Origin of the sequence: Streptomyces guryensis, from assembly GCF_021261325.1 — a bacterium.
GTDB classification, from domain to species: domain Bacteria; phylum Actinomycetota; class Actinomycetes; order Streptomycetales; family Streptomycetaceae; genus Streptomyces; species Streptomyces guryensis.
Window position 1 is genome coordinate 216,353 of the sequence record NZ_JAJSBI010000015.1, and the last position, 17,014, is coordinate 233,366.

At 71.6% G+C, this 17,014-nt stretch carries 15 protein-coding genes and 1 pseudogene; 3 read left to right on the forward strand and 13 right to left on the reverse strand.

Annotation, left to right across the window (positions count from 1 at the left end; genetic code table 11):
- Window positions 1-45: 45 nt before the first annotated feature.
- Entirely contained in the window at window positions 46-321 is a 276-nt protein-coding gene (locus LJ657_RS28175; RefSeq protein WP_232651592.1) for a DUF8836 family protein, read from the reverse strand.
- 196 nt (window positions 322-517) lie between these two features.
- Between LJ657_RS28175 and LJ657_RS28180 the strand changes: the two genes are divergently transcribed.
- The gene (locus LJ657_RS28180; protein ID WP_232651626.1) at window positions 518-1,897 is read left to right on the forward strand and encodes a serine/threonine-protein kinase; all 1,380 of its coding nucleotides are present in this window, start codon (window positions 518-520) and stop codon (window positions 1,895-1,897) included.
- 4 nt (window positions 1,898-1,901) lie between these two features.
- Here LJ657_RS28180 and LJ657_RS28185 read toward each other — a convergent pair whose 3' ends face one another.
- The 9 genes from LJ657_RS28185 to LJ657_RS28225 form a co-directional block, all read right to left on the reverse strand.
- The gene (locus LJ657_RS28185; protein WP_232651594.1) at window positions 1,902-2,294 is read right to left on the reverse strand and encodes an NUDIX domain-containing protein; all 393 of its coding nucleotides are present in this window, start codon (window positions 2,292-2,294) and stop codon (window positions 1,902-1,904) included.
- 4 nt (window positions 2,295-2,298) lie between these two features.
- Window positions 2,299-3,117: a TrmH family RNA methyltransferase gene (locus LJ657_RS28190; protein WP_232651595.1), complete on the reverse strand. Its 819-nt coding sequence runs from the start codon at window positions 3,115-3,117 to the stop codon at window positions 2,299-2,301.
- 64 nt (window positions 3,118-3,181) lie between these two features.
- Window positions 3,182-4,414 (reverse strand): uroporphyrinogen-III C-methyltransferase, encoded by a 1,233-nt coding sequence (gene cobA / locus LJ657_RS28195; RefSeq protein WP_232651596.1) that lies wholly within the window; start codon window positions 4,412-4,414, stop codon window positions 3,182-3,184.
- A gap of 175 nt (window positions 4,415-4,589) precedes the next feature.
- Window positions 4,590-8,777, reverse strand: coding sequence for a nicotinate-nucleotide--dimethylbenzimidazole phosphoribosyltransferase (gene cobT, locus LJ657_RS28200; protein WP_232651597.1), 4,188 nt, complete (start codon window positions 8,775-8,777; stop codon window positions 4,590-4,592).
- Window positions 8,778-9,168: 391 nt separating this feature from the next.
- Window positions 9,169-10,389 (reverse strand): precorrin-6y C5,15-methyltransferase (decarboxylating) subunit CbiE, encoded by a 1,221-nt coding sequence (gene cbiE / locus LJ657_RS28205; RefSeq protein ID WP_232651598.1) that lies wholly within the window; start codon window positions 10,387-10,389, stop codon window positions 9,169-9,171.
- An 84-nt stretch (window positions 10,390-10,473) separates the two neighbouring features.
- Window positions 10,474-11,112 carry a GNAT family N-acetyltransferase gene (locus LJ657_RS28210; protein ID WP_232651599.1) on the reverse strand — a complete coding sequence of 213 codons (639 nt, stop codon included), beginning with the start codon at window positions 11,110-11,112 and terminating at the stop codon, window positions 10,474-10,476.
- A 154-nt stretch (window positions 11,113-11,266) separates the two neighbouring features.
- The gene (locus tag LJ657_RS28215; RefSeq protein ID WP_232651600.1) at window positions 11,267-12,091 is read right to left on the reverse strand and encodes a MetQ/NlpA family ABC transporter substrate-binding protein; all 825 of its coding nucleotides are present in this window, start codon (window positions 12,089-12,091) and stop codon (window positions 11,267-11,269) included.
- Between the two features lie 66 nt (window positions 12,092-12,157).
- A complete protein-coding gene (locus LJ657_RS28220) occupies window positions 12,158-12,895 on the reverse strand; it encodes a methionine ABC transporter permease (protein WP_232651602.1) in 738 nt (245 codons plus the stop codon).
- Window positions 12,892-13,938 (reverse strand): methionine ABC transporter ATP-binding protein, encoded by a 1,047-nt coding sequence (locus LJ657_RS28225; protein ID WP_232651604.1) that lies wholly within the window; start codon window positions 13,936-13,938, stop codon window positions 12,892-12,894. Before LJ657_RS28225 ends, LJ657_RS28220 begins: the two co-directional genes overlap by 4 nt.
- A gap of 383 nt (window positions 13,939-14,321) precedes the next feature.
- Between LJ657_RS28225 and LJ657_RS28230 the strand changes: the two genes are divergently transcribed.
- Both LJ657_RS28230 and LJ657_RS28235 read left to right on the forward strand, forming a co-directional pair.
- Window positions 14,322-14,681: a hypothetical protein gene (locus tag LJ657_RS28230; RefSeq protein WP_232651605.1), complete on the forward strand. Its 360-nt coding sequence runs from the start codon at window positions 14,322-14,324 to the stop codon at window positions 14,679-14,681.
- A gap of 1 nt (window position 14,682) precedes the next feature.
- Window positions 14,683-15,105 (forward strand): hypothetical protein, encoded by a 423-nt coding sequence (locus LJ657_RS28235; RefSeq protein WP_232651607.1) that lies wholly within the window; start codon window positions 14,683-14,685, stop codon window positions 15,103-15,105.
- On the opposite strand, the gene LJ657_RS28240 is transcribed toward LJ657_RS28235, so the two are convergent.
- The 3 genes and pseudogenes from LJ657_RS28240 to LJ657_RS28250 form a co-directional block, all read right to left on the reverse strand.
- On the reverse strand, window positions 15,095-15,592 hold the full coding sequence (locus LJ657_RS28240) for a GNAT family N-acetyltransferase (RefSeq protein WP_232651609.1): 498 nt from the start codon (window positions 15,590-15,592) through the stop codon (window positions 15,095-15,097). The two genes, LJ657_RS28235 and LJ657_RS28240, sit on opposite strands and share 11 nt — an antisense overlap.
- Before the next feature lie 46 nt (window positions 15,593-15,638).
- Window positions 15,639-16,145 (reverse strand): sigma-70 family RNA polymerase sigma factor, encoded by a 507-nt coding sequence (locus tag LJ657_RS28245; RefSeq protein WP_232651616.1) that lies wholly within the window; start codon window positions 16,143-16,145, stop codon window positions 15,639-15,641.
- Window positions 16,146-16,219: 74 nt separating this feature from the next.
- A pseudogene (locus LJ657_RS28250) lies at window positions 16,220-16,900 on the reverse strand (glycerophosphodiester phosphodiesterase family protein); the annotation flags it as partial.
- Between the last annotated feature and the right edge of the window lie 114 nt (window positions 16,901-17,014).

Here is a 17,014-nt window from a genome sequence, read left to right on the forward strand (position 1 = left end):
ATGAGCCGTGAGCTGGGAAGTACTCCCCTGGGTGGAGACCAGGTCCTAGGTCTCAGGGTCTTCCCGGAGGGGACGCCCGGTCTGCCCGGCCCTTTCCGAGCTGTCCTCCCTGGGGATGGGCTGCTCGACCAGGGCCAGCACCCGGTTCGCCATGAAGCGGGCCGTGCGGACCACGGAGCCGTTACGCGTGACTTCGCTCACTTCCACGACACCTCGACGCACCGCCGTCTCCACCCGGCGGCCCGCCCTGCTCGCCACCACCTCGTAGGTGCGGGTCGTGTCCCCCGCGTCCACGACTATTTCCACGCGATCACCCTTCACGTGTCCAATCCCCCTTCTCCGGTGGGTGGTTGAGGTGGGGGGCCCGCTGAAGTCCGCCTGCTCACGGGCTCCCTGACCACCCTTCAAGTCTCGCATCCGGCACTGACAATCGATCTGGGCGAGAGGGCGCGGCCTCTGCGCGCGGGCGGCCGTGGAAACGTAAGCTGTGCCACGTCACACGGACCGGGCAGCGGGGATGAACATGGCGATGATGCGCCTGAGGCGCGAGGACCCGCGCGTCGTCGGCTCGTTCAGGCTTCACAGACGGCTCGGCGCCGGGGGGATGGGCGTCGTGTACCTGGGCTCCGACAAGAAGGGGCAGCGGGTCGCGCTGAAGGTCATCCGGCCGGATCTGGCGGAGGACCAGGAGTTCCGGTCCCGGTTCGCGCGGGAGGTCTCCGCCGCGCGGCGGATCAGGGGCGGGTGCACGGCTCGGCTCGTCGCCGCCGATCTCGACGCGGAACGGCCCTGGTTCGCGACGCAGTACGTGCCCGGGCCCTCGCTGCACGACAAGGTCGCCGACGGGGGGCCGCTGGGGGCCGCCGATGTCGCGGCTGTGGGAGCGGCCCTGTCGGAGGGGCTCGTCGCCGTGCACGAGGCGGGCGTTGTGCACCGGGATCTCAAGCCGTCCAACATCCTGCTGTCTCCCAAGGGACCGCGGATCATCGACTTCGGCATCGCCTGGGCGACCGGGGCGTCCACGCTGACACATGTCGGTACGGCCGTCGGCTCCCCCGGTTTCCTTGCGCCCGAGCAGGTGCGCGGTGCCGCCGTCACCCCGGCCACGGACGTGTTCTCGCTGGGGGCGACCCTGGCGTACGCCTCGATGGGGGACTCGCCCTTCGGGCACGGCAGTTCCGAGGTGATGCTGTACCGCGTGGTGCATGAGGAGGCGCAGCTGCACGGCGTTCCGGACGCGCTGGCTCCGCTCGTGCGTGCCTGTCTCGCGAAGGACCCGCAGGAACGGCCCAGCACTCTCCAACTGTCGCTGCGGCTCAAGGAGATCGCCGCCCGCGAGGCGCAGGGGCTCGCCGACCCGCGTCCGCCCGCGCCGCGTTCCGGGGAGGCGGACCGGCCCACTGGGCGGCTCGTCGACACCTATCCGGAGCAGCAGCGCGAACAGCGTCGTCCCCCGGGCCCGCAGGGTCCGCACGGGGCTCCGCCGTCGCGGGGCACTTCCGCCGGGTCACGTGGAGCCCCTCTGGTACGGGGCGGGGCTGCTCCTTCGCGGGGCGGCGCCCCTCGCGGTGGTCCCCCGCCGCCCCAGCGTTCGGGGTCCCGGCCCGTGCAGGGGTCGCGGAACACGGCCCGCCCGGCCACCGGGAGCAGGCCCGCGCCGCGCAGCGGTACCGGTCGTCCGCCGCCCCGGCCCACGGGGACGGGGCGGCGGCCGGCCAATCCGCGGTTGCTGCGGCAGCGGCTGTTCGTGTTCGTCGTCGTGACGTTGCTGGTGGCGCTCGGCATCGCCGCGGCGCAGGGCTGCCAGGGGCCGTCGCGCGGGCTGGGCGGTGACGACGGCGTCGTACGACAGCAGCAGCAACAGCAGGTGGAGCCGGACGGCGACCAGGTGAACTGACCGGTCACAGTCCCGGCAGGATCCGTTCGAAGAACTCTCGGTCGCCCTCGAAGACCGGGGTGAGCGCCAGGAACTCCTCCGCCGTGACCCAGCGGGTCTCGGCAACCTCTACGGGGTCGGGGACGACCTCGCCGGTGGTCGCGTCCGCCGTCCACCAGTGCAGGCGGAAGAGTCCGTCGTCGGTCTCCGACTCCCAGACCTTGGCGCCCGGGGAGACGGTGAGGCCGACCTCCTCGTGGACCTCGCGGACCAGGGCCTGCTCCTGGGTCTCCCCCGGTTCGACCTTGCCGCTGAGGGGCTGCCAGTAACCGGGGCGGGAGACGGTGGGGCCGCGGCGGATCGCCAGTACTCGGGCGTTGCGGCGCAGGACCGCGACGATCGCCTCCCGCTGGGGCACCGGACTATCCCTGCGGGCGGCCGGTGGCCACCGCGTAGAAGGCGACCGCGGCCGCCGCGCCCACGTTGAGGGAGTCGACGCAGTGGGACATGGGGATGCGGACCCATTCGTCGGCGGCGACCAGGGCCTGGGTGGACAGGCCGTCGCCCTCGGCGCCGAGCATCAGGGCCACGCGGTCCATCGTGTGCGGGGCGGCCTCGTCGAGGGATCTTGCCTTCTCGTCGGGGGTGAGCGCGAGGAGCGTGAAGCCGGCCTCGCGGACCGACTCCAGACTCTTGGGCCAGGTGTCGAGGCGGGCGTAGGGAACGGAGAAGACCGCTCCCATCGAGACCTTGACGCTGCGGCGGTACAGGGGGTCCGCGCAGTCCGGGGAGAGCAGGACCGCGTCCATGCCCAGGGCTGCCGCCGAGCGGAAGATGGCGCCGATGTTGGTGTGGTCGTTGACCGACTCCATGACGACGACCCGGCGGGTGGTCCGGAGGAGGTCGGCGGCCGTCGGCAGCGGCTTGCGCTGCATGGAGGCGAGCGCGCCGCGGTGCACGTGGTAGCCGGTGACCTGTTCGGCCAGGTCAGGGCTGACCGCGTACACCGGGGCGGGGAGCTCGTCGATGACGTCGCGCATGACGTCGACCCACTTGGCGGACAGCAGCATCGAACGCATCTCGTACCCGGCGTCCTTCGCCCGGCGGATGACCTTCTCGCCCTCGGCGATGAACAGGCCCTCGGCCGGTTCACGCTTACGGCGCAGCTCCACGTCGGTCAGGCCTGTGTAGTCACGCAGGCGCGGGTCGTCGGGATCCTCGACGGTGATGAGATCGGCCACAGGGTGATACTGCCTTGTCCTGGGTGTGGTGCCAACGGCTGCGTACGAGTTGGGTTACCCGCGGTTACGCGGACGTCTGCGGTCCCACGCCGACGACCGCGCCGATGACGATGACCGCCGGCGGCTTGACCTGCTGCGCACGGACGGTCTCGCCGACCGTGGCCAGGGTCGCGTCGACGCGGCGCTGGGCGGCCGTGGTGCCCTCCTGGACCAGGGCGACGGGGGTGTCGGCCGGCTTGCCGTGTGCGACGAGCGTCTCGGCGATCTTCCCGATCTTGTCGACGCCCATGAGGATCACGAGGGTGCCGGTGAGCTTCGCCAGGGACGCCCAGTCGACCAGGGAGCGCTCGTCGTCGGGGGCGACATGGCCGCTGACCACCGTGAACTCGTGCGCGACCCCCCGGTGGGTGACCGGGATGCCGGCGGCGCCCGGGACCGAGATCGAACTGGAGATGCCTGGCACGACGGTGCAGGGGATCCCGGCCTCGGCGAGGGCGTTCAGCTCCTCCATGCCCCGGCCGAAGACGTAGGGGTCGCCGCCCTTGAGGCGTACGACCGACTTGCCCTGCTTGGCGTGTTCGATCAGGGCGTTGTTGATGGCCTCCTGGGCCATGAAACGGCCGTACGGGATCTTCGCGGCGTCGATCACCTCGACGTGCGGCGGGAGTTCGGCGAGGAGGTCGCGGGGGCCGAGGCGGTCGGCGATGACGACGTCGGCCTCGGCGAGCAGGCGGCGGCCGCGGACGGTGATGAGGTCCGGGTCGCCGGGGCCGCCGCCGACGAGGGCGACGCCGGGGGTGCGGGTGCGGTGGTGGGGGGCGACGAGGGTGCCGTCGCGCAGGCCCTCGACGACCGCGTCGCGGATGGCGGCCGTGTGGCGGGGGTCGCGGCCGCGGGCCTCGGTGGTGAGGACGGCGACCGTGACGCCCTCGCTGTGGCCGGTCGCCGGGGTCCAGGCGGTGGCGGCGTCGGCGTCGTCGGAGCGGACGCACCACACGCGGTGGCGTTCCGCTTCGGCGGAGGCCCGGGTGTTCGCTTCGGTGTCGCCGCTGGCGATCAGGGCGTACCAGGCGTCAGCGAGGTCGCCTTCGGCGTACGGGCGCTTGTGCCAGGTGATCTCACCCGCGTCGGCCATGGCCTCGACGGAGGGGGTCGCCTCGGGGGACACGAGGAGGATGTCCGCGCCTGCTGCGATGAGGGCCGGGAGACGGCGCTGGGCGACCTGGCCTCCGCCGAGGACGACCACTTTGCGGCCGGTGAGGCGGAGGCCTACGGGGTAGGCGGGGTTTTCGGCCATGAGGGTGCGGCTCCTCTTTACGGCGGTGCAGTGGCCCTGACGTGCGGATTTTAAAGGGCAGGAGGGTGTAGCGGCTCACGTGGTCCAGTGACTGGGCGCCGTCGCCGGGTGCGGATGCGTGGTCCGTGCCCACCCGTTCCGCCCTGCGGAACGACTGCCCACGGACCACGGACGCCTACTTTTCAGTCACCCCTGCGGAGTCGAACGTCGCCACCTCGTGCATGGCCCTCGCCGTGCTCTGCACCAGCGGCAGGGCCAGCAGCGCCCCCGTGCCCTCGCCCAGGCGGAGGTCGAGGTCGACCAGGGGGCGCAGGCCCAGCTTGTTGAGGGCGGCCACGTGGCCGGGCTCGGCGCTGCGGTGGCCGGCGATGCAGGCGGCGAGGACCTCGGGGGCGATGGCGCGAGCTACCAGGGCGGCGGCGCCGGCGCTGACGCCGTCCAGGATCACCGGCGTACGCAGGGAGGCGCCGCCCAGCAGCAGGCCGACCATCGCCGCATGCTCGAAGCCACCGATCGCCGCGAGCACGCCGATGGGGTCGGCCGGGTCCGGCTGGTGGACCTCGATGGCACGGCGGACGACCTCGGTCTTGCGGGCCAGGGTCTCGTCGTTGATGCCGGTGCCCCGGCCCGTGACCTCGGCCGGGTCGGTGTCCGTGAAGACCGAGATCAGGGCCGCGGACGCCGTGGTGTTGGCGATGCCCATCTCGCCCGTCAGCAGGGCCTTGTTCCCGGCCGCCACCAGGTCGCGGGCGGTCTCGATGCCGACCTCGATGGCCTGCTTGGCCTCCTCGCGACTCATCGCGGGGCCGGTGGTCATGTCCGACGTGCCGGCGCGGACCTTGCGCGGCAGCAGGCCGGGGGTCGCCGGGAGGTCGGCGGCCACGCCGACGTCCACCACGCACACCTCGGCGCCCACCTGGCCGGCGAAGGCGTTGCAGACCGCTCCCCCACCGAGGAAGTTGGCGACCATCTGGGCCGTCACCTCCTGCGGCCAGGGGGTGACGCCCTGGGCGTGCACGCCGTGGTCGCCGGCGAAGATCGCGACAGCCGCGGGCTCCGGGATCGGCGGCGGGCACTGGCGGGACAGCCCGGACAACTGCGCCGAGATGATCTCCAGCATGCCGAGCGAGCCCGGCGGCTTGGTCATCCGCTTCTGCCGCTCCCAGGCCTCTCCGAGCGCCTTGGCGTCCAGCGGGCGGATCTGGGCGACGGTCTCGGCGAGCAGGTCGTGCGGCTCCTCGCCGGGCAGGGCGCGACGGCCGTACGTCTCCTCGTGCACGACCCAGGACAGCGGGCGGCGCTTGGACCAGCCGGCCTGCATCAGCTCGGGCTCGTCCGGGAACTCGTCGACGTACCCGACACACAGGTAGGCGATGACCTCAAGGTGCTCGGGCAGTCCCAGCGCGCGGACCATCTCACGCTCGTCGAAGAAGCTGACCCAGCCGACGCCGAGACCTTCGGCGCGGGCGGCGAGCCAGAGGTTCTCGACGGCGAGGGCGGCGGAGTAGGGCGCCATCTGGGGCTGTGTGTGGCGGCCGAGGGTGTGGCGGCCGCCGCGGGTCGGGTCGGCGGTGACGACGATGTTGACCGGGGTGTCGAGGATGGCCTCGATCTTCAGTTCCTTGAACTGCTTGGCCCGGCCCTTGGGGAGGGACTTCGCGTACGCGTCACGCTGGCGCATCGCCAACTCGTGCATGCTGCGCCGGGTGTCGGCGGAGCGGATGACGACGAAGTCCCACGGCTGCGAGTGACCGACGGACGGGGCCGTGTGCGCGGCCTCCAGGACGCGGAGCAGCACCTCGTGCGGGATGGGGTCGCCGCGGAAGCCGTTGCGGATGTCGCGGCGCTCGCGCATGACCTTCATGACGGCCTCGCGCTCGGCCTCGTCGTAGGCGGGCGCGGCCGAGCCGGTGGACTGTCGTACTTCTTCCACGGCGGCCGTGCTCTCTTCTTCCTGGTCGGCGGCCCTGGTGTCCAGGTCCTCCGCGTGCTGTACGAGGTCGGGGTCGGCCTCCCGCGGGGCGGGGACCTTGACGATCGCCTCCGGCGCCTGCCCTTCCTCCGGGGGGAGGACGAGGGCGTGCGGCGGGGTCGGGGCGAGATGCGGGGTGGTCGGCACGGAACCCTCGACGAGGACGAACCGGCCGACGGAAGCGTCGGGTTGCTGTTCCGGGGGGTCCGCGGCCTCGTCGGCCGGGAGTGCGGTCGGGGCCTCTGCGGAGCCTGCGGCCGGCTCGGGTGCCAGGGGCTGCGCAGGGCGGGACCGGTCGTCCGCCGGGGAACCCGCGTCGGCCGGTTGACCGGTGTCCGGGGCGGAGGGCACCGGAGGCACGGCGGAGGCGGCCGGGGCGACGATGAAAGCGGCCTCGGGCTGCGCTTCGGCGTCCGGGGCGGGAGTCGGTGCGTCCGGGGCGGCGGTGGTTTGGACGAGCTGACCGCTCTGGTCCTGGAGACCGTGCCCCACGTCCGCGAGGTGGGGTGCGGGCTCGGGGGCGACGGTCGCGTCTACGGCCGGTGCCACTGGCTGCGCGGGGTGCGACGCGTCCGGGGCTGCCGGGAAGGGGGCGGCTCCGATGGCCTGTTCGGGCTCGGGTGCGTACACGGGCGTCTCGGCGGTGTGGACAGGCTCCCCGGCGACGGCCTGGGCCGGTTCGGCAGCAACAGCCTGGGCGGACTCGGCAGCAACAGCGTGGGCGGGCTCGATGACGATGGGCTGGGCCGCATCCAGGACGGCGGCGTGCGCAGTCCGGTCGGCGTCCGGCGCCGCTGTCTCGGGTGCCTGTACGGCCTCGGGTGCGATTGCTTCAGGTGCCTGTTCGGTATCGAGTGCCGCAGCCTCGGGGGGCTGCACGGCCTCGGGTGCGACGGCCTCGGGGAACTGTCCGGTCTCCGCGACGGCTGCCTCGGGGAACAGTCCGGCCTCGGGGGCGACGGCCTCAGGGAACTGTCCGGCGCCCGTCGCGACCGACTGAGGCGACGGGTCGCTCTCGGGTGCCAGCGCCTCCGTGACGTGCGGTGCGTCGGGCGTCACAGCCACGGCGGGCTGCCCGCTCCCGGGAACGGCCGCCTCGGCGACCGGCGCGCCCTCTGCCGTAGCGGCCTCGGCGACCGGTGACGCAACAGGCTCTACGGCCGGCGCGTCCTCCCACGCATGCCCCTCGGCGACCGGCCCAGCCTCCGGCACCACGCCCTCGGCGACCGGTGCGTCCTCGACCGTCGGCGCCCCTTCCGGCGCATGGGACGCCTCCGGGAGCCGGCCGGGATCCGGCACAGGCGCCACTCCGGGAACCGGCACGGCCTCGGGGGCAGGCCCGCCCCCGGGAGCCGGTACGGCCTCGGGACCGGTCACGGCCGCGTCGGGCTGCCCGGTTTCGGGGCCTCCGGCGCTGGGCGTCAGCACGGCCTCCGGCGCTGAACCGACCAGTTCGTCCTGGCCGGCGTCCGGAGCAGCCGAAGCTACGGCGGCCTGCTCCACGTCTTCCGGGGTTCCCGCCGGAACGATCGGCCCGCCATCCGCGGCAGCAGCCCCCATCGGAGCCACCTGTCCGCTGTCCGCGGCGAACTCGCCCGTGGCCCCGTGCCCACCGCCCGCGGCGGGGAACGCAGCCGGAGCGACGTACCCGCCCTCTGCGACGGGCCCACCCGCAGCGGACACACCCACCGGAACCTGCCCGCCTTCCGGGCCGTACGCCATGCCGACGTCACCGTGCTGTGCCGCTGGAGCGGTCCCCGTCGCGGTGTGGGCCATGACGGCGTGGGCCGCGCCCACCGGTTCCGCACTCGGCTCGGCCGCCGGAACAACCGTTTCCGCAGCCGGTGCCTCGGTGCTCGCCGGGGCCCCTGCCTGCATCGCGGCCTGCGCCTGGGCGCCCCAGGGAGCCGCGCCCTGCGGGGGCATCTCGCGGAGTTGGGGGGCTTCGAAGTACTCGGGGCCGGTGGCCGGCGTGCCGGGCTGGCGTACCGGTGCGCCTGCGGGGCCACGGTCAGCGAGGGAGCGGACCGGGCTTGCCGAGGCATCGGGGATCGGCGGGCCGAGGTGCAGCGGACGGCGTGGCGTCACCGGGGACGGCGCGGGTGTCGGGTTGGGGAGGCGGACCCCGCCGAGGTCGACCGAGCCGCTGTCGCGGCCCGCCGTCTCGTGCGGGCCCGGCTCGTGGACGGTCTCGACGACCGGCTCGGGTGCGGGAGGAGCGACCTCGTTGCCCCACGGGCTCTGGGCACCCGGCAGCAGCAACAGGTCTTCGTCCTCGGCGGTGGTCTCGGAGAGGTAGGTGTACGCACCGTGCGCGTGGACGCCCGGCTGTTCCACCATGCCTGCGCTCTCCGGCAGCCCCTCGCCCGGGACCTGGCCGGTGTCGGTCATGCGTACCCCTCGCCCATCGGTTAGTGCTTCTACGTCCAGCCCACCGGGAGCGGCGCACCGACCGCCCCCGCAGTGAAGAACGAGCGTGCCTGCCCAGCGGCACGAACGACCCGTCCGCAAAAGGCGACAAAGCCATTCAGTGGCATTGTCCCGGCCGTTCCTCCGTCACGACAGGTTGATCCGCGACGACCCGCTGTGGACTGCGCCACGTTGCGCGTCCTCCGGTTCTGCCGTACCACCCCCACCCCAAAAGGGGTGTGTTTTCCGGACATTGACGAACGAAATGCCGGTCCACCCGGTGCGGTACGACGGTCGGCCAGCCTACCGCGAGCGGTACGACTACAGGATCACCGGGACGGCAGAAACCAGGATCACTGGGACGGCGCCAGGGTCACGATGCGCGCCCCGGGAGCACTCCGCTGAGCAGGAAGGCGACGCTCCGCTCCTTCTCCGTCCAGGCCCTGGTGTCGAGTTCGACGGACTGGATGAGTGCGCACTCCACCTGGTAGCCGTGCTCGGTCAGGTCCCGGCCGACGAGCTCGGCCGCGTCGCGGGTCGCGGCGTGGGTGACGATGCGCTGCGGACGCCGGTCGGCGACCGCGGAGACCACGGCAGCTCCCCCGCCGCCGACGCGTACGACGTCGGGCTCGGGGAGGTTCTCCAGGACGTGCGGGGCAGTGCCTTGCACGATCTGCAGCTGGACGCCGAAGTGCCGGGCCGCGGCTTCCGTGCGGGCGCAGGCGTCCAGCGCGCGGTCGACGGCGATGACGGCGGCGCCGGCACGTGCGGCCTCGGTGGCGAAGGCGCCGCTGCCGCAGCCGATGTCCCACACGAGGTCCCCCACGCGTGGTCCCAGCCGGGCGAGTTGTGCGGCGCGGAGCAGATCCGTCTCACCCTCGCCGAGCGGGCCGTCGTAGGCCTCGGCGGGCTGGGTCCAGCCGCGCGGTCCGGCCCCCGGGTCGCGGCCGGCGAGCCAGCCGCCGCCCTCGCCGAAGACCCCGGGCCCGGCGGGTCCGCCGATGACGATCACGACGTTCGGGTCGCGCCAGGTGTGGTCGGGGGCCTTGTCCGAGGTCACGACCGTGACCTGCTCGCGTTCGGTGCCGAGCTCCTCGCAGATGACGAAGGTGCGGTGGACGCCTTCGAGGAGGAGGCCGAGTTCGGCGGGGCCGGCGCCGGGTGAGGTGAGGACGGCGACTTTGGTGTGGGCGCGGCACACATTCACTGCGCGTCGCAGGGTGCGGCGGTGTGCGACGACCACCTGGGCGTCGTCCCAGGGCATCCCGGCGCGGGCGAAGGCCGCGGCCACGGAGGAGACGGCGGGGACGACCTCGACCTCGAGACCGAACTCGGGTGCGCGCAGGGTTCGTACGACGCCGAAGAATCCGGGGTCGCCGTCGGCCAGCACGACGGCGGTGCCGCGGTGGCCGGCGATGCGGCGGGCGGCGAGGGCGACGCTGCCGAGGCGGATGCGCTCGGAGGTGGGCGGCACTTCGGGGAGCGCCAGGTGGTGGGCGGCACCGGCCACCAGCGTGGCGGCGCCCAGGGCGGAGCGGGCCGCGGCGGTCAGGGGCGAGCCGTCCCAGCCGATCACCGTGACACGGTCGGCCATCGTCGTCGGTCTCCAGGGGTTTTACGCAGGTCGGGCTCCGTGAGGGTACCTGGTGTCAGGTGTGGGCCCTCCAGCCCCCAAGCTTCAGTTCCAGTCGGTGAAGGTCGTGAAACCGCCGGTGTCGGCGAGTTGTTCGCTGACTCCGGCCAGGTCCTCCGGCAGCAGGCTCCAGACGATGACGTCGGTGCGGACGTCCGTCCATTCCCCGTCCCCGCCCCGGGTGCGCGCTATCCAGGCGTTGCGCAGGACGCCCTCGCTGATGCAGCCGATCTTCTGAGCCACCTGCTGCGAGGCGGTGTTGTCGGCGGCGGTGCGCAGTTCCAGGCGTTCGAAGTTCCGGTCGTGGAAGAGCCACTGCGCGGTGGCGAGGGCCGCCTCGGAGGCGTAGCCCTCACCGCGGGCCCAGGGGGCGACGACATAGGCAATCTCACTGGAGCGGACCCGCCAGTCCGTGTTCTGCAGGTGGACGATGCCGACGAGACGCTGGGTGAGGAACTCGGTTACGGCGAAGACGATGCCGCGGCCCTCGGTGCGTTCGGCAGGGGCGAGTCGGGTGATCCAGTTGCGGGCGTCGGCCTCGGTGTAGGGGTGCGGTGCGGAGGTCCAGGCGCCGACCTGCTCGTCGTTCATCATCTCGGCGAGCCCCGTCACGTCGTCCTCGTCGAAGGGACGCAGCACCAACCGCTCCGTGCTGATGGAGATGTTGGGGAAGGTGCTAGTCATGCGCCGCTCCGTAACCTTCGGAAAACCTTCGGGGCCTGCTGAACTGCCCAGCATGCAGCATGTCGGCACGGAACCGCACCACGGGGCCGACTCCAGGTGAGCGAGTGGACCCCGTGCGTGGCGATACGCCGTATACGTGCCGTCGGGCGAAGGCTCAGAAGGACGGGATGACCGAGCCCTGGTACTTGTCCTCGATGAACTTCTTCACCTCGGGCGAGGTGAGGAGCCTGGCCAGCTTCTTCACGCGCGGGTCCTTCTCGTTGCCCTTCTTCACCGCGAGGAAGTTGCCGTAGGGGCTGTTCTTCGCGGACTCCAGGAGGAGGGCCTCCTTGGCGGGCTTGATGCCCGCGGAGATGGCGTAGTTGCCGTTGACGACCGCGGCGTCCACGTCGTCCAGGGAGCGCGCGGTCTGGGCCGCCTCGACCTCCTTGAACTTGAGGTTCTCGGGGTTCTTGGTGATGTCCTGCGGGGTCGCCTCGTTGCCGACGCCGTCCTTGAGCGTGATCAGGCCGCCCGCGGCGAGCAGCTTGAGGGCGCGGGCCTCGTTCACGGCGTCGTTCGGCACGGCGATCGTCGCACCGCTTTTCAGCGCGTCGGCCTTCTTGACCTTGTGGGAGTACAGGCCGAGCGGCTCCAGGTGCACGGTGACGACGGGCACGATGTGAGTGCCGCGCTTCTTGTTGAAGTCGTCGAGGTACGGCTGGTTCTGGAAGTAGTTGGCGTCCACCGAGCCGTCCTCGGTCGCGGTGTTCGGGACGATGTAGTCCTGGAACTCCTTGACCTCCAGGTCGAGTCCGGCCTTCGTCGCCAGGTTCTTCTTGACGAAGTCGAGGATCTCGGCGTGCGGGGTCGGGCTCGCGGCGACGATCAGCGGTCCGCTGTAGTCGGACGAGTCCGTACCCGAGCCGCAGGCGGTGAGCCCGAAGGTGAGGGCTCCGGCGGCGAGAACGGCAGTGGTGAGCTTTGCGGTGTTACGCACGAAAAGTGCCTTTCCTGATGGGTGCAGCGACCCCGCGATGGGTGGTGCGGGGAGTCTGTGAGGGAGTTACGCGACCTTGCCGACGTCGGCCGTCGGGGGCTCCTCGGGCTTGAGCAGGCGGAGCCTGGGCGCCGCGCCAAAGCGGCCGCCGCGCCGGTGCAGTGAGCGGGCCGCGTAGTCGCCGGCGAACTGGATGACCGAGATGACGACGGCCAGGATCGCCACGGTGATCCACATGAGTTCGGTCTCGAAGCGCTGGTAGCCGTAGCGGATGGCGATGTCGCCGAGGCCGCCGGCGCCGACCGTGCCGGCCATCGCGGAGTAGCCGATGAGGGCGACGATCGTGGTGGTGGTGCTGGAGATCAGCGAGGGCAGCGACTCGGGGACGAGGACCTTGCGGACGACGGTCCACGTGTTGCCGCCCATCGACTGCACCGCCTCGACGAGCCCGCCGTCCACTTCGCGGACAGCCGTCTCGACAAGGCGCGCGAAGAACGGGATCGCGCCGATGGCGAGCGGCACGATCGCGGCCTCGCGGCCGATGGTCGTGCCCGTGATCCAGCGGGTGAAGGTCATCAGGGCGACCATGAGGATGATGAACGGCATCGAGCGGGCGACGTTCACGATCTGCCCGATGACCCTGTTGGCGAAGACGTTCTGCAGCAGTCCGCCCCGGTCCGTGAGGACCAGCAGGATGCCGAGCGGGAGCCCGCCGACGACGGCGATCAGCGTGGACCAGCCGACCATGTAGAGGGTGTCCCAACACGCCTGGGACAGCAGCGGCTGCGTCTCGGACCAGGTCACGGCCGGGCACCTTCCTTCAGCAGTACGGGCTCCTGGCCCAGAACGTCGATCCGCAGGCCCTGTTCGCGCAGGAAGCCGATCGGCACGACGTTGTCCTCGTAGCGGCCGGGCAGTTCGATGCGCATCCGGCCGACCTGGAGTCCGCCGACGGTGTCGATGGCGGCGCCCAGGATCGAGATGTCGATGTTGTAGGTGCGCGAGAGCTGCGAGATGACGGGCTGGGTGGCGGCCTCGCCCTGGAAGGTGACGTCGACGACGGTGCGGTCGGCGTCGGTGGCCTCGCCGCCCACCGGGAAGAGAGCGGAGGCCAGCTCGGAGCCGGGGGTCGCGAGCAGCTCGCTCACCGTCCCGGACTCGACGATGCGGCCCTGCTCCATCAGAGCGGCGGAGTCGCAGATCGACTTCACGACGTCCATCTCATGGGTGATGAGCAGGACGGTCAGACCCAGCTGCCGGTTCAGGTCGCGCAGCAGCTGGAGGACGGAGCGGGTGGTCTCGGGGTCGAGGGCGCTGGTCGCCTCGTCGGACAGCAGGACCTTGGGGTCGCCGGCCAGGGCGCGGGCGATGCCGACGCGCTGCTTCTGGCCGCCGGAGAGCTGGGCGGGGTAGGCCTTGGCCTTGTCGGCGAGGCCGACGAGGTCGAGCAGCTCGAACGCCTTGCGCGAGCGCTCCTTGCCGGACCTGCCGAGGATCTCGAGCGGCAGCTCGACGTTGTCCTGGACCGTCCGCGAGGACAGCAGGTTGAAGTGCTGGAAGACCATGCCGATACGGCTGCGCGCCTGGCGGAGCTCCTTGCCGGCGCGGGGGCCGCGCCCCGCGAGGGCGGTGAGGTCCTGCCCGGCGACGGTCACCGTCCCGGCGGTGGGCCGTTCCAGCAGGTTGACGCAGCGGATGAGCGAGGACTTGCCGGCGCCGGACTGGCCGATGACGCCGTACACCTCGCCTTCGCGGACGTGCAGGTCCACGCCGTCCAGGGCGGTGACCTCTCGGCCGCGTGAGCGGTCGGCCCCATAGATTTTCGTCAGGCCTGAAGTCGTGATCACTGGGTTTCCGTCACTGTCGAGTACGTGGGCGTGGGTGTGCCCCGGTACGGAAGGGAAAGTCATGCGCGGGCGGCTCGGTCACATACGGCGGAGGCGTACGGACATGCCGCGGCGGCTCGCTTCGGGGGCGCGAGGCTCAGGGGTGGTGCAGGGGCCCTCTAGAAGGCGCGCATTCGACACATACAACGAGCACCGGGCGTCATGGTCGCCTCGGTCGCAAGGATGCGGCAGCTCGTCGTGGTCATGCGATCAGTAAAGCAGACGTATCGGAGCGGCCAAGAACCACTTGTCCACATGATGGACGGCCGTGGACGGGAGCCGGCCGCGGTCGGACCGTCCGGGCCGGGCGCGGCAGGTCTTTTGGGCCGTATTAAGGTCGCCCCATGCTTGATGCCCTGACGCTGGTGACCGGTGTCGCCGCGCTGCTGCTCGCCGCCTGGTGCGGGTGGGCCGCCTCTCGTGACCAGCCGACGAAGGACTGGCACTTCATCGGTATGGCCGTGGTGTCGCTGCTGGCCGTGGTGCAGCTGGTGATCGGGATCGTGCTGCTGGCGCGGGGCGAGAAGCCGGAGCAGGGCACGACGATCTTCGTGGCGTATCTGCTGGGCGCGTTCGCGTGTGTGCCTGCGGCGGGGTTCATGTCCTTGGCGGAGCGCACCCGTTGGGGTTCGGTGACGGTGTCCGCCGGCGGTATCGTCCTGGCCGTTCTCGAAGTGCGGCTCTACGACATCTGGGGAGGCTGAGGTGACCTCGGTGCAGGAGAAGCCCGCGAGGACGCGGCTGATCAGCGGGCCGGGCATGCTGCTGGTCTGGTTCTACGGCGTGATGGTGGTCGGTGCCGTGTCGCGGTCCGTGTTCCAGATCGCGACCGGGTTCGACCGGGCACCGCTCGCCTACTCGCTGTCCGCCGTCGCGGGTGTCGTCTACGGCTTCATCACGTACTCACTGGTCCGCGGCGGCGAAACCGCCCGCAAGGCGGCACAGGTGTGCTGCGCCGCCGAACTCGCGGGTGTGCTGATCGTCGGCACCTGGACCCTGGTCGACAAGTCGGCCTTCCCGGACGCGACGGTCTGGTCGGACTACGGCATGGGGTACGTCTTCATCCCCGTCCTGCTGCCGCTGTCCGCGCTGTACTGGCTGCGCAGGAACCGCACCGTCACGCAGTAGCCACGTACGCCTCGGCGGGCTTCTCCAGCACGATCATGGGTACGCCGTCGTTGCCCTGTGAGGTGCCCACGGCCTGGTAGCCCACCCGGCGGTACAACCGCAGGTTGCCCTCGCTGCGGTGACCGGTGTGGAGGCGGAACACCTTGGCGCCGCGCTCCTCCGCCAGCGCCGACTCGGCCGCGCGCAGCAGCCGCGCGCCGATGCCGTGGCCCTGCAGGCGCGGGTGGACGCAGAGCTTGCCGATGGAGGCGGAGCCGTCCTCGGTCACACGGCCGCGGACCGAGCCGACGACCTCCTCGCCGAGCCGCGCCACGTAGACGCAGTCGGCGGTCACCTCCTGGCGGACCGAGTCCAGGCTCTGGACGAGCGGGTCGATGCGGTAGTTGCCGTACAGCGCCGCCTCGCTCTGGAAGCACAGGTACTGGAGCCTGAAGATCTGCTCTGCATCCTGCTCGGTCGCCACCGAGATGGTCACGCTCATGCCCATGTGCGCACGCCTCCCGCTCACCTGATCGCCACGTTGTCCCTCACTCCTATCCCCGCGGTTCGCGGGCCGCAACCTCCGGCGAGAGCAAACGACGGAGACATCCCAGGCATCTGGAACGTTCCGGGCCGAGACTTCCCTGTGAGATACCCAACTCCCCCGCGATTTCCCGGTATGTCAGGTCCTTGGGGGACAGCAGGGCCTCCATCAGGCTGGGGCAGCGGCCGGGCAGGCGGCGGACCGCGTCCCGCAGGGCCCGGCGGCGGGCGGCCGCCAGGGCCAGCTGTTCGGGGGCGCGGTCCAGGTCGTCGGCCGGCTCGACGTCGTAGGGCCGTTCGTGGCGGGTCGTACGGCGGGTGCGGCGCGCCTCGAAGCGGACGGCGCTGCGCAGCCAGCGCTGGGGGTCGGGGGGCGGGCCGTCCGCCTCCAGATGTTCCAGGAGGCGGAGCCAGACCGCCTGTTCCAGGTCGCCCGGCTCGGCACCGGAGGCATGTGCCTCGGCGGAGGCCTCGGCGGTGAGCAGCGGGCGCAGAGCGGCCACCAGGTCATGCGTCATATGCGGTTCGACGCGGCCGCCCGGGGCGGAGTTGCCCGGGCGGCCCACTGTTCACCCCAACTGGGGCCGGGGGCTCAGCCGTTGACGAAGTCCTGGCGGGCCAGCACGCCGGTGTCGGCGTTGTCCGTGAAGACGCCGTCGATGCCGGTGGCGAAGTACGTCCTGAAGGCACCGAAGGGGTCGCCGTAGGCGTCCACGTCCGTGCCCTTGCGGTACTCCGCCGGCAGGAACGGGTTCTCGTTGCGCATGGTGTACGGGTGCAGGATCAGCCCGACCTTGTGCGCGTCGGAGACGAGGGTGGTCGGCTTGTCGAGGCTGCCGTCCGCCTTCTTGGTGATGATCAGGTCGAGGGTCGGGCCGAGGCCCTGCGCGTAACCGGCCATCTCCCTCAGGCCCTTCGGGGTGATCAGGTCGGCGACGGTGCGCGGGTCGCCCGTCTCGACGAAGTCCCAGGGGCGGCTGTTCGCGGTGGACAGGAGCACGACGAGGGGGTTGTCGACCAGCTTGTTCAGGCGCTGGATGCTGGTCGGCTCGAAGGACTGCAGGATGACCGGCGAGTTCCGCCTGTCCTTGCCGTGCTTGTGCAGCAGCTTGGCGACCCGCTCCTCCAGGCCGAGGCCCAGCTTGCGGAAGTAGGTGGGGTGCTTGGTCTCGGGGTAGATCCAGACCTGCTTGCCACGCTTACGGGTCTGCTCGTCCTGCCACTTCAGGACCTCTTCGAAGGTGGGGATCTCCCAGCGGCCGTTGTACTGGGTGGGCTGCGCGGCGAGGTCCCGAGGTTCCGGATCTTTTCCGCGCAGCCTCCCGCCGAACCCAGCGGGCATCTTTCGATGCACTGGGCTCTCCAGTGACTACGCCGCGTTCGGTTT